Here is a 16588-nt window from a genome sequence, read left to right as displayed (position 1 = left end):
CGGGTGGCTTTCCGGGACACTGGTTCCTCCCGTCCCGTCCGTCGAGGAGTCCGTGTCGTGCCCACGCCCGCTGATCGTCTTGCCGAGGCCCGGGGTTCGGGGGAGGCCGCTGTGCTGCGGGGGCTGGTGGGGACGGGGTACCCGTTCGTGGACGAGGCGCTCGCGGAGAATCCGGACACGCCGGTGGATGTGCTGGTGGCGTTGGCGGGGGCGCGGTGGGGCGGGTGGAACAGGAACCGGGTGCTGTTCCTGCTCGCCGGGCACCCGGCCGCGGACGGGGTGGTGCTGGCGGCGGTGGGGGAGGCCGTCGCGGAGGCGTTGGGGGCGGGGGAGCGGCCGTACGCGGCTGTGCTGGTGCTGGCCGCCCGGCCGGGGTTCCCGGTGGAACGGGCGCGTGCGCTGGGGGAGTTGGCGGGTGCCTCGGCGCGGCTGCGGGGCGGGCTGGCCCGGGTGCTCGCCGGGCGCGGGCGTCCGGCGGCGGGAGCAGGGGAGTTGACGGGGGCGGCCGCCCGGAGTCGGGTTCCGGGCGACCGCACCGGGGGCGTCAGTTGACGGCCTGCAGGTGGGTCTTGAGGCCCTGGCCGAACGCGGTCGGGGTGCCGTCGAAGTTGGAGATCAGCGACGGGCCGGAGGAGCAGTCCCAGGTGTTCCAGGTCCAGCCGAGGTAGGAGACCTTGGCGGCGTCGGCCCAGGACATCACCTGGTCGATGAAGGAGTGGGCGCAGTCGTTCTCGCCGATCTCGCCGACCACCACGGGGACCTGCGCGGCCAGCGGGGCCACCGTGGAGTTCCAGCAGGACTGGCTGGAGCAGGTGTTGAAGTTGTAGACGTGCCAGGCCGCGGCCAGGTTGCCCGCCGGGTCGGCGGGCTTGTGGGCGAGCCACTGGCCGAGGTCGTTGGAGTAGGCGAGGCCGCCGAGCAGGAGCACGTTGTTCGCGCCGGCCGCTCGGACGCCGTTGACCAGCGTCTGCATGCCGCTGACGGTGTAGTTGATGCCGGGGCAGGCGCTGCCGCCGTCCCGCCAGCAGTTCCAGGCCTGGTCGAGGCCGGAGACGGCGCGGTCCGGGTAGGGCTCGTTGAACAGGTCGAAGACGACCGCGGGGTCGTTCTTGAAGGTGCTGGCGACGGAGGACCAGAAGGTCGCCGCGCCGGTGCCCGGCATCGGCTTCTGGCAGGTCGAGTTGGTGTCCGAGCAGCCCGAGGAGTTGCCGGTGTAGAGCCCCTGGGTCCAGTGCAGGTCGATGATCGGGGTGAGCCCGGCGTCCCGCAGCGCGTAGACGTAGTTCCGCACCGCCGCGCGGTAGTTCTCGCCCGCGTACTCGGGCTTGACGTTCGCGTAGCCGTTCCAGCAGTCCTCGTTGACGGGCACCCGGACGGCGTTGGCCTTCCAGCTCTTGATCGCGGCGATCGAGGCGGCGTCCACCGGCCCGTCGCTGAAGCCGTAGCCCTGCACGCACATGAACTCCATGCCGGAGCGGTTCACGCCCCGCAGGACCACCTGGCCGCCCGCCGCGTCCACCAGCTTGTTGCCGGAGACGTGCAGCGCCGGGGCCTTCCCGCTCCCGCTCCCCCCGGTGGAGGAGGCGGAGGGCGAGGGGGAGGGCGAGGCGGAGGCGGAGGGCGAGGCCGACACCGAAGCGGACGGGGACGGGGAGGGGGAGGGTGACGCCGAGACGGACGGCGAGGGGGACGGCGAAGGCGTCGCCCCGCCGCAGGCGGCCCCGTTGACGGTGAAGGAGGTCGGGGCCGCGTTGGCGCCGCTGTAGGAGAAGTTGGCGCCCGCGGTGACGGAGGCGCCGGCCGCGACGGTGGCGGCCCAGGCGGGGGCGGTGACGGTGACGTTCTTGCCGGACTGGCTCCAGGTGCCGTTCCAGCCGGAGCCGGAGAGGGTCTGGTTGCCGGTGTAGGCGTAGCCGATGTTCCAGCCGTTGATCGCGGTGCTGCCGGTGTTCGTAAGTTTCAGGTTGGCGGTGAAGCCGCTGCCCCAGTCGTTCGTCGTCCAGTCGACGGAGCACTGGACCCCGGCGGCGGCCGCGGGGCCCGCTCCGGTGAGTGCGAGGGTGGCGGCGGCGGTCGCCGCCAGGGCGGAGACCAGCGCCAGGGCGGTGGTGCGGACGGACATGTCCGGCTCCTCGGAGGAGTGGGGAAATGGGCGCGCTCCCACAGGCCCGCCCCGAACCATAGCCAGGGGTACGGCAGTTGCCAACACGTGGGGCTGCGGACTCCCTTGACAGTGCGCACGCCCCTCCCGATATTTGGGAGCGCTCCCACAGAACGGCCCCGGCAAGGTCCACTCCGGGAGGGCCCCGAACCCCTCCTGCGGACCCCGCCCCCGCCCGGCCGTCCGCGGTCCCCGCGAACGCCGTGCGCACGTCTTCGGACTCCCCCACCCACCCCCTCCGAGGAGCCGTCATGTCACCACCGCGCAACCGGGTCCAGGCGCTCACCGCCGCCCTCACGCTGCTCGCCGCCGGGCTGTCGACCGCGGTCGCCGTCCCGGCGTCCGCCGCCGTCGTCCAGTGCTCCGTCGATTACACGACGAACGACTGGGGCAGCGGCTTCACCGCCAACGTGGCGATCAACAACAAGGGCACCGCCGCGCTCAACGGCTGGACGCTGACCTACTCCTACGCCGGCAACCAGACGCTCTCGGGCAGTGGCTGGAACGGCACCTGGAGTCAGTCGGGCAAGAACGTCACCGTCGCCGCCCCGGCCTGGGCGACCAGCATCGCGGCGGGCGGCTCGGCCACCGCGGGCGCCAACTTCTCGTACAGCGGCGCCAACGCCGCGCCCACCGCCTTCGCGGTCAACGGCACCGGTTGCACGGGTGCGCACGCGGCCCCGGTCACCACCCTGACCAGCCCGGCCCCGGGCGCCACCTACCAGGCGGGGGCGGCGATTCCGCTCTCCGCCACGGCCACCGCGAGCGACGGCGCGACGATCGGCAAGGTGGAGTTCTACGACAACACCACGCTGCTCGGGACCGCCACCACCGCCCCGTACACCTACAGTTGGACGGGCGCGGCGAGCGGCAGCCACTCGATCTACGCCAAGGCGTACGACAGCCTGGGCGCGAGCAGCGAGTCGACCCCGGCGGGCGTCACCGTCGCGGCCGGGCCGTCGATCACCGCCACGCCGCTGACCCTGTCGGTCAACCAGGGCAGGACCGGCAGCTTCGCGCTGAAGCTGAGCAGCCAGCCGAGCGCCAACGTCACCGTCACCACCGCCCGCAGCTCGGGCAACACCGGACTGTCGATCGGCTCCGGGGCGACGCTGACCTTCACGCCGGCCAACTGGTCGACGGCGCAGACCGTCACGCTCACCGCCGACGCCTCGTCCACCGGCGCGGCGACCTTCACCTCGACCGCCACCGGGTACACCTCCTCGGCGGTCACGGTGACCGAGCTGACCGCGGCCTCGGGCGTGTACAACGACCGGTTCCTGCAGCTGTACAACAAGATCAAGGACCCGGCGAACGGCTACTTCTCGCCCGAGGGCATCCCGTACCACTCGGTGGAGACGCTGCTGGTCGAGGCCCCCGACCAGGGGCACGAGACCACCTCGGAGGCGTACTCGTACCTGATCTGGCTGGAGGCCCAGTACGGGCGGATCACCCAGGACTGGTCGAAGTTCAACGCGGCGTGGACGCTCATGGAGACGTACATGATCCCGGGCCACGCCGACCAGCCCACCAACGCGTTCTACAACGCCTCGAAGCCGGCCACCTACGCGCCCGAGCGCCCGCTGCCCAGCGACTACCCGGCGCAGCTGGACACCTCGGTCACCGCGGGCAGCGACCCGATCGCCGGGGAGCTGAAGAGCGCGTACGGCACCGACGACATCTACGGCATGCACTGGCTGCAGGACGTCGACAACGTCTACGGCTACGGCAACGCGCCCGGCAAGTGCGAGGCCGGGCCGTCCGACACCGGCCCGTCGTTCATCAACACCTACCAGCGCGGCGCGCAGGAGTCGGTGTGGGAGACCGTCCCGCAGCCGACCTGCGACAACTTCAAGTACGGCGGCAAGAACGGGTACCTGGACCTGTTCGTCAAGGACAACTCGTACGCCAAGCAGTGGAAGTACACCGACGCGCCGGACGCCGACGCCCGGGCCATCCAGGCCGCCTACTGGGCCGACACCTGGGCCAAGGCGCAGGGCAACGGCGGGCAGGTGGCGACCACGGTGGCCAAGGCCGGCAAGATGGGCGACTACCTGCGGTACTCGTTCTTCGACAAGTACTTCAAGAAGGTCGGCAACTGCGTCGGCGCGAGCGCCTGCGCGGCCGGCAGCGGCAAGGACTCCGAGCACTACCTGCTGTCCTGGTACTACGCCTGGGGCGGGGCCAGCGACACCTCGGCGGGCTGGGCCTGGCGGATCGGCGACAGTGCGGCGCACGGCGGCTACCAGAACCCGATGGCCGCCTACGCACTGGTCAACGACCCGGCGATGGCCCCGAAGTCGGCCACCGGCAAGTCCGACTGGACCACCTCGATGGGCCGTCAGGTCGAGTTCACCCAGTGGCTGCAGTCCAGCGAGGGCGCGATCGCGGGCGGCGCGACGAACAGTTGGGAGGGCGACTACGGAACCCCGCCGGCGGGCACCCCGACCTTCTACGGGATGTTCTACGACGAGGCGCCGGTCTACCACGACCCGCCGTCCAACCAGTGGTTCGGCTTCCAGGCCTGGGGCCTGGAGCGGATGGCCGAGTACTACTACTCCAGCGGTGACGCCAAGGCCAAGGCGATCCTGGACAAGTGGGTGACCTGGGCGCTCTCGCAGACCACCTTCAACGCCGATGGCAGCTACAAGTTCCCGTCCACACTGGGCTGGAGCGGCAAGCCGGACACCTGGAACGCGGCCGCCCCGGGCGCCAACACCGGCCTGCACGTGAGCGTGGTCGACTACACCAACGACGTCGGCGTGGCCGGCTCGTACGCCAAGCTGCTGTCCTACTACGCGGCCAAGTCCGGCAACGCGGCGGCGAAGACCGCGGCGCAGAAGCTGCTCGACGGCATGTGGGGCAACAGCCAGGACGCGCTGGGCATCTCGGTGCCGGAGACCCGGACCGACTACAAGCGGTTCGCCGACCCGGTGTCGGTGCCGAGCGGCTGGACCGGCACCATGCCCAACGGCGATCCGGTCAACGGGAGTTCGACCTTCCTGTCGATCCGGTCCTGGTACCGGAACGACCCGTCCTTCGCCAAGGTCCAGACGTACCTGAACGGCGGCGCCGCGCCGACCTTCACGTACCACCGGTTCTGGGCGCAGGCCGACATCGCCACCGCGATGGCCACCTACGGCCAACTGTTCGGCGGCTGACGGACAGTCACTCGAACGCGGGTGCCCGGTCCGACCGACAGCGGACCGGGCACTCGCTCTTTATGAGGAGATTGTTGTCATACATCTTGATATTTACCTTATGCGCTGAATAGTCTCCCGCCCATTCGTGCGCCTTCGATCACCCACGATCGCGTCCGCCACACTCGGGAGGGTCAACCCCTATGAGCGTTCCCCCGATCCGCCGTCGTTCACTCGCCGCGGCCAGCCTCGCGCTCGCCACGGCGGGAGCTCTGGCCCTGCCCGTCACCAGCGCCGCGGCCGCCCCGTCGGCCGCCGCCGACGGGCCGCTGCTCAGCTACGTGGTCAACACCCGGGCCAACCACGGCCAGACCCAGAAGGCCGAGCGCGAGATCCGGGCGGCCGGTGGCAGCGTGGTGGCCTCCTACGAGCAGATCGGCGTCCTGATCGCCCGCTCGACCGACCCCGGGTTCGCCGCCCGGCTCCGGCAGTCCAGGACCATCGACTCGGTCGGCGCCAGCCGCACCGCCGGCATCACCGCGAACGCCGACGACGCGGTCCAGGACGCCGCCGTCCCGACCGCCGCCCCCGCGGACGGCGTCGAACCGCTCTGGGCCAACCAGTGGGACATGAAGCAGATCGGCGTCGACCAGGCCCACCGCAGCACGCTCGGCAGCCGCTCCGTGGTGGTCGGCGTGCTCGACTCCGGCATCGACGCCACCCACGAGGACCTGGCCGCCAACGTCGACCCGGCGCTCTCCGCCTCCTGCCTCAGCGGCAAGCCCGACACCAGCTGGCAGTCCTGGCAGCCCACCACCAGCGACCACGGCACCCACGTGGCCGGCACCATCGCCGCCGCCAAGAACGGCAAGGGCATCGAGGGCATCGCCCCCGGCGTCCGGCTGGCCGCCGTCAAGGTGGTCGACGACGGCGGGTTCATCTACCCCGAGTACGCGATCTGCGGCTTCGTCTGGGCCGGGGAACACCACTTCCAGGTCACCAACAACAGCTACTTCGTCGACCCGTGGATGTTCAACTGCGCGAACGACCCCGACCAGGCCGCCATCACCGAGGGCGTCCGCCGGGCCGTCGACTACTCCCGGCGCGGCGGCGTGCTGAACGTGGCCGCGGCCGGCAACGAGAACATCGACCTGGCGCACAAGACCACCGACCCGAGCAGCCCCGACGACACCACCCCCGTCGACCGGCCGATCGACGCGAGCTGCCTCAACCTGCCCGCCGAACTCCCCGGCGTGGTCACCGTCTCCTCGGTCGGCGTCAAGGGCGACAAGTCGTACTACTCCAGCTACGGCCTGAACAAGGTCACGGTGGCCGCCCCCGGCGGCGACTCCCGCTACCAGCTGCCCGACACCCCCGACCGCAACGGCCGCATCCTGTCCACCGTCCGCGGCAACAAGTACGCCTACATGCAGGGCACCTCGATGGCCGCCCCGCACGTGGTCGGCGTCCTCGCGCTGCTCGCCTCCACCCACCCGTGGGCCGGGCCGGACCAGCTGCGCGCCCTGCTGGTGAAGGAGGCCGACGCGCACAGCTGCCCGCCCGGCGTCTACAACCCCGGCGGCACCGGGGCGTACACCGCCACCTGCGAGGGCTCCGACGCGCGCAACGGCTTCTACGGCGCGGGCGTGGTCTCCGCCGCCAAGGCCGCCGACCGGTGGCGCAACTGACGGACCGGAAGGTCCGACCGACTCACTGGAAAAGCCGACCGACGGGCCGTCGGCGGCTCACTCGCCGCCGACGTGCCGGGACCAGTCCGGCTCCACCGGGGCCAGACCGGCCCGGTTCGGCACCTGCTTCAACCAGGACGGGCGCGCCGCCAGCCGGGCGGCGGCCGCCCGCTCCTCGGCGGCCCGGATCTGCTCCGGGGTGGCGAAGCCCTCCGGCAGCCAGGCCGCCGAGTCCGCGACCCGCTCCGCCAGGTGCGCCGCGTAGGCGGCCCGCACCGCGTCCGGCGAGTCGAAGCCCGGCTCGTCGGACAGCCACTCGTCCGGCACCAACGCGACCACCTCGCGCAGCAGTTCGGGCGTCACCAGCGGCGCCAGCGCGGCGTCCGCGGCCGCCACGTCCGGGGCCGAGCCGCCCAGCGCGTGGCCGCTCAGGTCGTAGCGCCGGTGCACCGCGGCGGCCGCGGAGGCCCAGCGGTGGTGGAAGACCAGGCCCGCGCCGTTGTCGATCAGCCAGAGCCGGCCGTGCCAGACCATCAGGTTCGGATTGTGCACGCTGCGGTCCACGTTGCCGGTCAGCGCGTCCAGCCAGACCACCCGGCCCGCCTCGGCGGGGGAGACCTCGATCATCCCCGGCCGGAAGTCCCGGGCGCCCGGCAGCAGGTCCATCCCGAGGTTGCGCCCGGCGCTGGCCCGCAGCAGGTCCTGGATCTCCCGGTCCGGCTCGTCCGCCGCCACCGCCGGGTCGAAGTCGACCAGCACCAGCGGCGGCACCCGCAGCCCCAGCCGCCGGGCCAGCTCGCCCACGATCACCTCGGCGACCAGCGCCTTCACGCCCTGCGCCGCGCCCGTGAACTTCACCACGTAGGTGCCCAGGTCGTCGGTCTCCACCACGCCCGGCACCGAACCGCCCGCCCGCAGCGGGTCGACGTACCGGAGCGCGGTCACCTCTTCGAGCATCCGCCCACCCTAACGCGAAGGGCCTCCCCGGGTTGGGCGGCCGTCCGGGGCGATGATTGGGTGGGGCCGACCGTCGAGCAGCCGACCGAGGAGAAGTGAAGCGATGGGCAAGGTGCACGCCACCACCGAGCGGACGTACGGGGCCGACCCGGCGAAGGTGTACGAGGCGTTGGCGGACTACGCGGTGACCCGGCCGAAGCTGCTGCCCGCCCAGTACAGCGAGTACGAGGTGCGGGCCGGCGGGACCGGTGCCGGCACCCAGGTGCACTGGAAGCTGCAGGCGACCGAGAAGCGGGTGCGGGACTGCCTGTTCACCGTCTCGGCGCCGGGCCCGGAGCAGCTGGTGGAGACCGACGCCAACTCCTCGATGGTGATCACCTGGACGGTCGCGGCCGCGCCCGGCGGCGGCAGCCGGGTCACCGTGGAGGCGTCCTGGACGGGGGCCACCGGCATCGGCGGGTTCTTCGAGCGGACCTTCGCGCCGAAGGGCCTGAACCGCATCCACGACCAGGTGCTGGCCAACCTGGCGGCCGCGCTCGGCTGATCCGGCCGCGCCCGGCCGCGCCCGGCAGAACCCGGCAGAACATTCGGACACCCGTACGGCGCGTCAGCCGTACGGGTGTTCTGCTTCCCCGGGACGGGTGAAGCGGGCCCGGTCGGCCCCCGTCGCCAACCTAGGCTCCGGCCCGTGCAGATGACGATCCTTCATGTGTCCCAGCCGGTCGACGGCGGGGTGGCCCGGGTGGTGGTGGACCTGGTCCGCGGTCAGCGCGCGGCCGGCTGCCGGGTCCTGGTGGCCTGCCCGCCCGGCGGCCGGCTCGCCCGCGAGGCGGCCGCGGCCGGGGCCCGGGTGCTGGACTGGCCCGCCGAGCGCTCGCCCGGCCCGAGCACCGCCGGGGAGGTCTGGCGGCTGCGCCGGATCGTCCGCCGGGCCGAGCCGGACGTGCTGCACCTGCACAGCGCGAAGGCCGGGCTGGCCGGCCGGCTGGCGGCCCGCGGCACCCCGCCGACGGTGTTCCAGCCGCACGCCTGGTCGTTCGCGGCGGTGGAGGGGGCGATGGCCGGGGCCAGCCTGCGCTGGGAGCGGCACGCCACCCGCTGGGCCCGCACGGTGCTGTGCGTCAGCGAGCGGGAGCGGGCGGACGGCGAGGCGGCGGGGCTGGTCGCGGACTGGCGGGTGGTGCCGAACGGGGTGGACCTGGAGCACTTCGCGCCCGCCGACCCGGCGTCCCGGCGGGCGGCCAGGATGACGCTGGGCCTGGACCAGTCCGACCCGCTGGCGGTGTGCGTGGGGCGGCTGTGCCGGCAGAAGGGCCAGGACGTGCTGCTGGACGCCTGGGCGAAGGTGCAGGGCGCGCGGCCGGCCGCCCGACTGGTGCTGGTCGGCGGCGGGCCGGACGCGGAGGCGCTGGCCGAGCAGGTGCGCGGCCTGCCGGAGCCGTCCCGGGTGCGGATGGTGGGCGACGTGGCGGACCCGCGGCTCTGGCTGGCGGCGGCCGACCTGGCGGTGCTGCCCTCGCGCTGGGAGGGGATGGCGCTGGCGCCGCTGGAGGCGATGGCCTGCGGCCGCCCGGTGCTGCTGACCGACGTGCCGGGCGCGCGGGAGTGCCTGCCGCCCGCCGAGCGGGCGCGCGCGGTGGTGCCGGTGGAGAACCCGGGTTTGCTGGCCGAACGGCTGGTCGAATTCCTCGGAGATCGGATCGAATGCGAACGGCGCGGAGTTTCCGCGCGTGCCCATGTGGCAGATCATCACGATATCGGGGGAGTGGTCCAGCAAATGGCCGTCGTCTATCGGACGATCGTTCGAGCACAGGCCGTGCCGGTGGGCCGTACGGGCCGTGTCCCGCAGCGATTCTGATCGTTTGTCAGACCAGGGGAGTCCGCCGGTGCGGGTGCGGCCCTGTTTCCGAGAAAATCTGATTATTGGGCAGGTGGGATGAAATGGCAGATCGGCCTCCCGGTGCCCCGGCCGGGTGTTCGGTAGCGTCTGATTCCACCTGCTACGTCCCCATTTTCTCCACAGAAATGGTCGACCGCCTTCCACGGCAGCAGGTTCTTACCTGGACCGCGTCCACCGGGCCGGGGCGTCGCGCCGGGGTCCGCCCGGTCCGGCTGCCCGGTCACGGCGGATACACAGCAGGGGAGTTCGTGCGCTGATGACCATTGACCACGAGAGCGTGCCTCGGCCGGGCAGAACCATGACGGGCCCGGACCGCCGCAGCAGTCGGGCGGGTGTGCTCGATCGGCCGAAGACCAGGCCGAGGTCGCGAGCAGCCGCCCCCCGGACGTCCCCAGGCGCCGGCCGGAACCGGTCCCGGCTCCGGTCCCGGATCGCCCTGCCACTGGCCCTGGCCGGCACCGACGCACTGGCGGCCGGCCTGGCCGCGGCCGCCACCACACCGGCCGGAACCCGGCCGATCGCCACCGCGGCGCTACTGCTGCCCGCCCTCCTCCCGCTCAACCTGGCCGGCGGCCTGTACCGCAGCCGGCTCAGCCTGTCCGCCCTCGACGAGTTCCCCGCGCTGGCGGCCCGCGCCGCCGTCGCCACCGCCTTCGCCATCACCGCCGACGCCTGCCTGGCCGGCCGCTGGGCCGACCTCGGCCCGATCAGCCCGCTGCGGCTGATCGGCCTGCTGCTGCTGATGCTCCCGCTGGCCGCCCTCGGCCGGGCCCTGGTCCACCACCTGACCCGCCGCTCCCGCCGCCGCCGGCCCAGCCCGGTGCTGATCCTCGGCGCCGGCGACCTCGGCCAGCGGATCGCCGGCGTGCTCGCCGACCACCCCGAGTACGGCCTGCGCCCGGTCGGCTACCTCGACGCCGACCCGGTCCTGCTGCCCTCCGGCAGCCCGCTCCCGGTGCTCGGCGGCCACGAGGCGCTCGGCCGGGTGCTCCGCCGCTACCGCATCCACCACGTGCTGGCCACCGCCGGCGCCGCCGACGAGGCCGACACCCGGGCCGCGCTCCGGCAGGCCGCCCGGCTCGGCTGCCAGGTCTGGCTGGTGCCCGGCCTGCGCGAGTTCGACTCCGTGCAGGGCGCCGGCGACCACCTGTGGGGCTTCCCCTGCCTGCGCCTGGGCGCCCCGGCGATGCGGCGCGGCGGCTGGATCGTCAAGCGCTCCTTCGACATCGCCGCGGCCGGCCTCGGCCTGCTGCTGATCTCCCCGGTGCTGGCCGTCTGCGCCCTCGCGGTGCGCTGGGACACCGGCCCCGGCGTGCTGTTCCGCCAGCAGCGCACCGGCCTCGACGGCCGGGTGTTCACCGTGCTCAAGTTCCGCACCCTGCGCCCCTCCGACGAGCACGAGTCGGCCACCCGCTGGAACATCTCGCACGACCGGCGGATGGGCGCGACCGGCAAGTTCCTCCGGAAGACCTCGCTGGACGAGCTGCCGCAGCTGTGGAACGTGCTCCGCGGCGACATGAGCCTGGTCGGCCCGCGCCCCGAACGCCCGTACTTCGTCATGCGGTTCGGCCAGGCGTACCCCGAGTACGCCGACCGGCACCGGGTCCCGGTCGGGCTCACCGGGCTCGCCCAGGTCAACGGCCTGCGCGGGGACACCTCGATCGAGGACCGGGCCCGCTTCGACAACCGCTACATCGAGGGCTGGGGCCTGTGGGAGGACACCAAGATCCTGCTGCGCACCGCCGCCCTGGTGGTCCGCCCGGACGGGAGCTGAACGACCGATGTCCCTGACCCTCCGACTGCCGCACCCCGCACTGCGGACGACCCGCGCGGCGGCACCCCGGCCGAGCTGGCTGGCGGCCGCCGTGGTCCTGCTGGTGTGCGTGCCGACGGGGGAGAAGGACGTCACCGCGTCCGTCCACGTCACCCCGGCCGACCTGGCCTCACTGGCCCTGGTCGGCCTGGTCGCGGTCGACCTGCTGCGCGGCCGGCTGCCCCGCCTGGACCGGGCCGCCTGCGCCCTGTTCGGCGGGGTGGTGCTGGCCGCCGCCGTCGCCACCCTGCACTCCATCGACCCGGCGGCCAGCGCCACCGGCTTCGTCCGGCTCACCCAGATCTTCGTGCTGGTCCCGGCCGCCGTGCTGCTCGCCGTCCACGACACCCGCGACCAGCGCCTGGTGCTCGGCTCCTTCGTGCTGGCCGCGCTGATCGAGGGCGCGGTCGGCGCGCACCAGTACCTCACCCGCACCGGCGCCTCCTACGCCGGGCAGCCCGTCCGCGCCGTCGGCACCTTCGGGGCGCTGGACGTCATGGCGATGTCCACCGTGGTCTCCTACGGCCTGCTCGCCGCCCTCGCCCTCGCCCTGGCCGAGCGCCGCCCCGGCGGCAGCCCGGCGCTGCGCCGCGCGATGTGGGCGTCCGCCGCGTTCCTGGCCTTCCCGCTCGCGGTCTCCTTCAGCCGCGGCAGCTGGATCGCCACCGCCGTCGCCGCGACCGTGCTGCTGCTGCGCGCCGACGCCCGGCTCGCCGTCAAGGGCGTACTGGTCGGCGCGGCCGCCGCCGTGGTGCTGGTCGGCGGCCTCGGCCTCGGCGCCTCCGGCGTCACCGAGCGGCTCGGCTCGATCGGCTCGGTGTCCGCCGCCCCCGACCAGTCCGTCTCCGACCGCTACGACCTGTGGGCCACGGCCGGCCGGATCTGGCAGGACCACCCCGCCACCGGCGCCGGTCCCAAGGCGTTCCAGCAGCTCCGGGACGGCCACGCCCCGCTGCGGCTCTCCTCCGGCAGCGACGCCGCCGACGCCACCATCGGCTTCCAGCGCGAACCGCTGCTCTCCCCGCACAACATGTACTTCCTGGTCCTCAGCGAGCAGGGCCTGCTCGGCGTGGTCGCCTACCTGGCGCTGTTCCTCGCCCTGCTGCTCGGCTGCCTGCGCCGTGCCACCGGCCCCGGCCTGGCCGCGCTCGCCCTGCTCTGCTGGGTGCTCTGGGACTTCCTCTACGCCGACATCGGCGGCACCACCACCGTGCTCACCTCCGTGGTGCTCGGCCTGGCCGCCCGCACCGCACTCCCCGGTCCCGACTCCGTTGGAACGAAGGGCGCATGACGACCGAACAGCCGGTGGCCGAACTCGCCCCGACCGTCCCCGCCCCGCGCGCGGCCGGCCCGGAGGCGACCCGGCGCGGTTTCCTGGCCAAGGCCTTCGGCGTGACCGCGCTGCTCAGCGCGGCCGGCTCCGGCCTCGGGCTGCTCCGCGACCTGCTGCTGGCCCGCTACTTCGGCGCCAACCAGGGCACCGACGCCTTCCTGGTCGCCTGGACGGTGCCGGAGACCGCCGCGCCGCTGCTGATCGAGGACGCGATGGCGTTCCTGATGGTCCCGGCCTTCAGCCTGGCCCTGGTGCTGCGCGAGGAACGCCCGCACGGGCCGGACCCGGTACGGCAGTTGACCCGCGCCACGCTGCCCTGGCTGCTGCTCGCGCTGTGCGCGCTGTCCGGCACGGTCGCGCTCGGCGCCCCCGAACTGGTCGCCCTGCTCGCCCCCGGCCTGGCCGACCCGCAGCTCGCCGTCACCTGCACCCGGATCACCGCCTGCACCGTGCTGCCGTTCGGCGTGGCCGGCTACCTGGCGTCCGCGCTGCGCGCCCTGCACTCCTTCACCGCGCCCGCCGTCATCTACGTGATGTACAACCTCGGCATCCTGGCCCTGCTGCTGGGCGGCCACCGGCTGCTCGGGGTCCGCTCCGCCGCGATCGGCGTGGCCGTGGGCAGCGTGCTGATGGCCGGGGTGCTGGTGCTGCCGTTCGCCCGCCGGCTGCGCGACGGCCGCCGGCGGGGCCTCGGCCGGGGCGGGCCCCGCGGCCTGGTGCTGATCCCGCTGGCGCTGCTGCCGGTGGCCGCGTTCACGCTGACCCGGCAGGCCCAGGTGTTCATCGAGCGCTACCTCGGCTCCGGCCTGCCGCCCGGCACCATCTCGCACCTCAACTACGCGGCGAAGGTCAGCCAGTTGGCGATGACCTCGGCCATCCTGATCGTCACCGTGACCTTCCCGGTGGTGGCCCGGGCGCTGGCCGCCGGCGACCTCGACGCCGCCCGCGACCGGGTCGAGAAGGACCTCGGCCAGGCCGCCGCGCTGGTGCTGCTCGGCACCGCCTTCCTGATGGCCTGCGCGCCCGCCGTGGTCGCGCTGCTGTTCCAGCGCGGCGCGTTCGGCGCCGCCGACACCGCCGCCACCGCCGCCGTGATCCGGGTCTACTCCTTCGGACTGCCCGCGCAGGCGATGATCGGCGTGATGGTCCGGCCGTACTTCTGCGTCCGCCCGGTGGTGCGCCGCGCCGACGCCCCGCGCGCCGAGGGCGACCGGACCACCTGGCTGGACTGGTACCCGGTCGGCGCGATGGCCCTCGGCCTGGCCGTCACCTGCGCCGTCGGCGTCACCGCCACCCCGCGCTTCGGGGCGCTCGGCCTGGCCGCCGGCAACGCCGCCGGGATCACCACCACCGCCGCGCTGCTGATGCGCGGCCTGGTGCTGCGCGGCATCGCGCTGCGGCTGCGCCTGGTCCTCGGCGGCCAGGCCCGGCTGCTGGCCGCCGCCGTCGCCGCCGCGCTGCTCGGCGCGCTGGCCGCCCGGGCCGCCGCCGACCCGCTGTCCGCCGCCCTGCTCGGCGGCACCACCGTCCTGCTGGTCTTCGCCGCCCTCGGCGCGCTGTTCGGCGCCGCCGAGGTGCGCGGCCCGGTGCTGGCACTGGCCGCCCGGGCCCGGGGACCGCACCCACCGTCACCCCCCGCCGAAGGGAAGCCGCATGGACGCTGACCCCCGCCTGCCGGCCCAGGCCCTCGCCCCCAGGCTCGCGCCCTGGGTCCTGATGTACCACTCGGTCGCCGAGGAGGACGACGACCCGTACCTGCTGACCGTCGGGCCCGAGCGCTTCGCCGAGCAGATGGACTGGCTGCACCGCACCGGCCGGCGCGGCGTCAGCGTCCGCGAGCTGCTGGCCGCCCAGTCCCGCGGCCGGGAGTCCCGGCTGGTCGGCCTGACCTTCGACGACGGCTACGCCGACTTCGCCCGGCACGCCGTCCCGGTGCTCCGCGAGCACGGCTTCACCGCCACCGCGTACGTGGTGCCCGACCTGCTCGGCGCGGACAACCACTGGGACGTCGAGGGCCCGCGGAAGAAGCTGCTGACCATCGACCAGGTCGTCGAACTCGCGGGCGCCGGCTGGGAGATCGGCTCGCACGGCCTCGGCCACCAGGCCCTGCCCGGCCTGTCCGCCGCCGCGCTGGAGCGCCAGACCCGGGACAGCAGGGCCGCCCTGGAGGAACTGGTGGGCGGCCCGGTGACCGGCTTCTGCTACCCGTACGGCGCCGTCGACCTGCCCGCCACCCGGGCGGTCCGGGAGGCCGGGTACGACTACGCCTGCGCCATCGACCACTCCTCGCTGACCGGCCGCTGGGCAATGCCCCGCTGCTACGTCGGCGACCGCGACGGCGCCTGGCGGCTGCGCGCCAAGCACGGCCGGCACCGCTGGCGGGACGCCGTGACCGGACTGCGCTGGGCTCCGCCGCGGGCCGCCGCGGGGGAGCGGCGATGAAGGTCCTGCACGTGGTCACCGGCCTGCACGCGGGCGGCGCCGAACGCCAACTCGCCCTGCTGCTGCGGAACCTGCCGAAGGACCAGCGGCACGAGGTGGCCACCCTGACCAACCCCGGCACGGTCGCCCGCGAACTGCGCGCCGACGGCTTCACCGTCCACCACCTCGACATGCGCGGCAACCGCGACCTCGGCGTGCTGCCCCGGCTGGTCCGGCTGGTCCGCTCCGGCCGCTACGACCTGGTGCACACCCACCTGTACCGGGCGATGCTGTACGGCCGGCTGGCCGCCCGGCTGGCCGGGGTGCGCACCGTGCTGGCCACCGAGCACTCGCTGCAGGCCGGGGTGATCGAGGGCCGCCCCACCTCGCGCGGCGTCAAGGCGCTCTACCTGGGCGCGGAACGGCTCGGCAGCACCACCCTCGCGGTCTCCGGCCAGGTCGCCGCGGTGCTCGACGACTGGGGCGTGCCGGCCGGCCGGGTCCGGGTGCTGCCGAACGGCGTGGACGCCGCCCGGTACCGCTTCGGCGCGGCCCGGCGGGCCGCCCACCGGGCCCGGCTGCGCGGCCGGCTCGGCCTGCCCACCCACGCGTTCGTGGCCGGCGCGGTCGGCCGGCTGGTGCCCGGAAAGCGCTTCCAGGTGCCGCTGGAGGCCCTGGTCCGGCTGCCCGACGCCCGGCTGCTGCTGGTCGGCGAGGGCCCCGAGCGGGACGCCCTCGGCGCGCTCGCCGAACGCCTGGGCGTCCGCGACCGGCTGGTGCTCACCGGCGAGCGCGACGACGTGCCCGAACTGCTCACCGCGATGGACGTGCTGGTCTCGCCCTCCCGCGAGGAGACCTTCGGCCTGGCCGCGCTGGAGGGCCTGGCCGCCGGGCTGCCGGTGCTGCACTCCGCCTGCCCGGCGCTCGCCGAACTGCCCCCGGACGCGGCCCCGCACGCCCGCCTGCTGCCCTCCGAACCCGAGCCCTACGCCCGCGAGTTGGCGCTGCTGGCGGTGGCCCGCACCGGTCCGGTGCCGGTCCCGCCCGCCGTCGCGCACTACGACATCGCCCGGATCGCGGCCGAACTGGCCGCGCTCTACCGGGAGTCGGCCGGCGGCCTGCCCGGGCCCCGGCACGCCGCGCGCCGCCGCGCCGGCGCGCACTGACACCTTCAC

General features: G+C 74.2%; 12 protein-coding genes. 10 read left to right on the top strand and 2 right to left on the bottom strand.

Annotated features, from left to right (window positions below; genetic code table 11):
• Positions 1 to 57: 57 nt before the first annotated feature.
• Positions 58 to 552 carry a hypothetical protein gene (locus ACIQBJ_RS28070; protein ID WP_400715967.1) on the top strand — a complete coding sequence of 165 codons (495 nt, stop codon included), beginning with the start codon at positions 58 to 60 and terminating at the stop codon, positions 550 to 552.
• Here ACIQBJ_RS28070 and ACIQBJ_RS28065 read toward each other — a convergent pair.
• Positions 545 to 2122, bottom strand: a complete 1578-nt coding sequence (locus tag ACIQBJ_RS28065) for a cellulase family glycosylhydrolase (RefSeq protein ID WP_400715965.1) — start codon at positions 2120 to 2122, stop codon at positions 545 to 547. The genes ACIQBJ_RS28070 and ACIQBJ_RS28065 overlap by 8 nt on opposite strands.
• Before the next feature lie 290 nt (positions 2123 to 2412).
• Here ACIQBJ_RS28065 and ACIQBJ_RS28060 point away from each other — a divergent pair, with 290 nt between their 5' ends.
• Entirely contained in the window at positions 2413 to 5322 is a 2910-nt protein-coding gene (locus ACIQBJ_RS28060; RefSeq protein ID WP_400715963.1) for a glycoside hydrolase family 48 protein, read from the top strand.
• Positions 5323 to 5504: 182 nt separating this feature from the next.
• A complete protein-coding gene (locus tag ACIQBJ_RS28055; protein ID WP_400715961.1) occupies positions 5505 to 6989 on the top strand; it encodes a S8 family peptidase in 1485 nt (494 codons plus the stop codon).
• Positions 6990 to 7046: 57 nt separating this feature from the next.
• Here ACIQBJ_RS28055 and ACIQBJ_RS28050 read toward each other — a convergent pair whose 3' ends face one another.
• The gene (locus ACIQBJ_RS28050) at positions 7047 to 7946 is read right to left on the bottom strand and encodes a HipA family kinase (RefSeq protein WP_400715959.1); all 900 of its coding nucleotides are present in this window, start codon (positions 7944 to 7946) and stop codon (positions 7047 to 7049) included.
• Between the two features lie 103 nt (positions 7947 to 8049).
• Between ACIQBJ_RS28050 and ACIQBJ_RS28045 the strand changes: the two genes are divergently transcribed.
• The 7 genes from ACIQBJ_RS28045 to ACIQBJ_RS28015 all read left to right on the top strand — a co-directional run bounded on the left by ACIQBJ_RS28045 (position 8050) and on the right by ACIQBJ_RS28015 (position 16579).
• Complete coding sequence (locus ACIQBJ_RS28045; protein ID WP_400715957.1) at positions 8050 to 8490, top strand: SRPBCC family protein; 441 nt, start codon at positions 8050 to 8052, stop codon at positions 8488 to 8490.
• A gap of 150 nt (positions 8491 to 8640) precedes the next feature.
• A complete protein-coding gene (locus tag ACIQBJ_RS28040; protein WP_400715955.1) occupies positions 8641 to 9804 on the top strand; it encodes a glycosyltransferase in 1164 nt (387 codons plus the stop codon).
• A 376-nt stretch (positions 9805 to 10180) separates the two neighbouring features.
• Positions 10181 to 11620: a sugar transferase gene (locus ACIQBJ_RS28035; RefSeq protein ID WP_400715953.1), complete on the top strand. Its 1440-nt coding sequence runs from the start codon at positions 10181 to 10183 to the stop codon at positions 11618 to 11620.
• Between the two features lie 7 nt (positions 11621 to 11627).
• A complete protein-coding gene (locus tag ACIQBJ_RS28030; RefSeq protein ID WP_400715951.1) occupies positions 11628 to 12950 on the top strand; it encodes an O-antigen ligase family protein in 1323 nt (440 codons plus the stop codon).
• Positions 12947 to 14656 carry a lipid II flippase MurJ gene (locus ACIQBJ_RS28025; protein ID WP_400715949.1) on the top strand — a complete coding sequence of 570 codons (1710 nt, stop codon included), beginning with the start codon at positions 12947 to 12949 and terminating at the stop codon, positions 14654 to 14656. The genes ACIQBJ_RS28030 and ACIQBJ_RS28025 overlap by 4 nt, the downstream gene beginning before the upstream one ends.
• On the top strand, positions 14646 to 15434 hold the full coding sequence (locus ACIQBJ_RS28020; RefSeq protein WP_400715947.1) for a polysaccharide deacetylase family protein: 789 nt from the start codon (positions 14646 to 14648) through the stop codon (positions 15432 to 15434). Before ACIQBJ_RS28025 ends, ACIQBJ_RS28020 begins: the two co-directional genes overlap by 11 nt.
• Positions 15431 to 16579, top strand: a complete 1149-nt coding sequence (locus tag ACIQBJ_RS28015) for a glycosyltransferase (protein ID WP_400715945.1) — start codon at positions 15431 to 15433, stop codon at positions 16577 to 16579. Before ACIQBJ_RS28020 ends, ACIQBJ_RS28015 begins: the two co-directional genes overlap by 4 nt.
• The last annotated feature ends 9 nt before the right edge of the window (positions 16580 to 16588 follow it).

Source organism: Kitasatospora sp. NPDC088391, from assembly GCF_044753345.1.
Lineage (GTDB): Bacteria > Actinomycetota > Actinomycetes > Streptomycetales > Streptomycetaceae > Kitasatospora.
Note: the sequence above shows the minus strand (reverse complement) of the source record. Positions and strands in the feature narration are given on the sequence as shown.

What these genes read in the sequence shown, in the direction of transcription:
- ACIQBJ_RS28065 (WP_400715965.1), bottom strand. Translation starts at nt 2,122, where the DNA reads ATGTCCGTCCGCACCACCGCCCTGGCGCTGGTCTCCGCCCTGGCGGCG.
- ACIQBJ_RS28060 (WP_400715963.1), top strand. Translation starts at nt 2,413, where the DNA reads ATGTCACCACCGCGCAACCGGGTCCAGGCGCTCACCGCCGCCCTCACG.
- ACIQBJ_RS28055 (WP_400715961.1), top strand. Translation starts at nt 5,505, where the DNA reads ATGAGCGTTCCCCCGATCCGCCGTCGTTCACTCGCCGCGGCCAGCCTC.
- ACIQBJ_RS28050 (WP_400715959.1), bottom strand. Translation starts at nt 7,946, where the DNA reads ATGCTCGAAGAGGTGACCGCGCTCCGGTACGTCGACCCGCTGCGGGCG.
- ACIQBJ_RS28045 (WP_400715957.1), top strand. Translation starts at nt 8,050, where the DNA reads ATGGGCAAGGTGCACGCCACCACCGAGCGGACGTACGGGGCCGACCCG.
- ACIQBJ_RS28040 (WP_400715955.1), top strand. Translation starts at nt 8,641, where the DNA reads ATGACGATCCTTCATGTGTCCCAGCCGGTCGACGGCGGGGTGGCCCGG.
- ACIQBJ_RS28030 (WP_400715951.1), top strand. Translation starts at nt 11,628, where the DNA reads ATGTCCCTGACCCTCCGACTGCCGCACCCCGCACTGCGGACGACCCGC.
- ACIQBJ_RS28025 (WP_400715949.1), top strand. Translation starts at nt 12,947, where the DNA reads ATGACGACCGAACAGCCGGTGGCCGAACTCGCCCCGACCGTCCCCGCC.
- ACIQBJ_RS28020 (WP_400715947.1), top strand. Translation starts at nt 14,646, where the DNA reads ATGGACGCTGACCCCCGCCTGCCGGCCCAGGCCCTCGCCCCCAGGCTC.
- ACIQBJ_RS28015 (WP_400715945.1), top strand. Translation starts at nt 15,431, where the DNA reads ATGAAGGTCCTGCACGTGGTCACCGGCCTGCACGCGGGCGGCGCCGAA.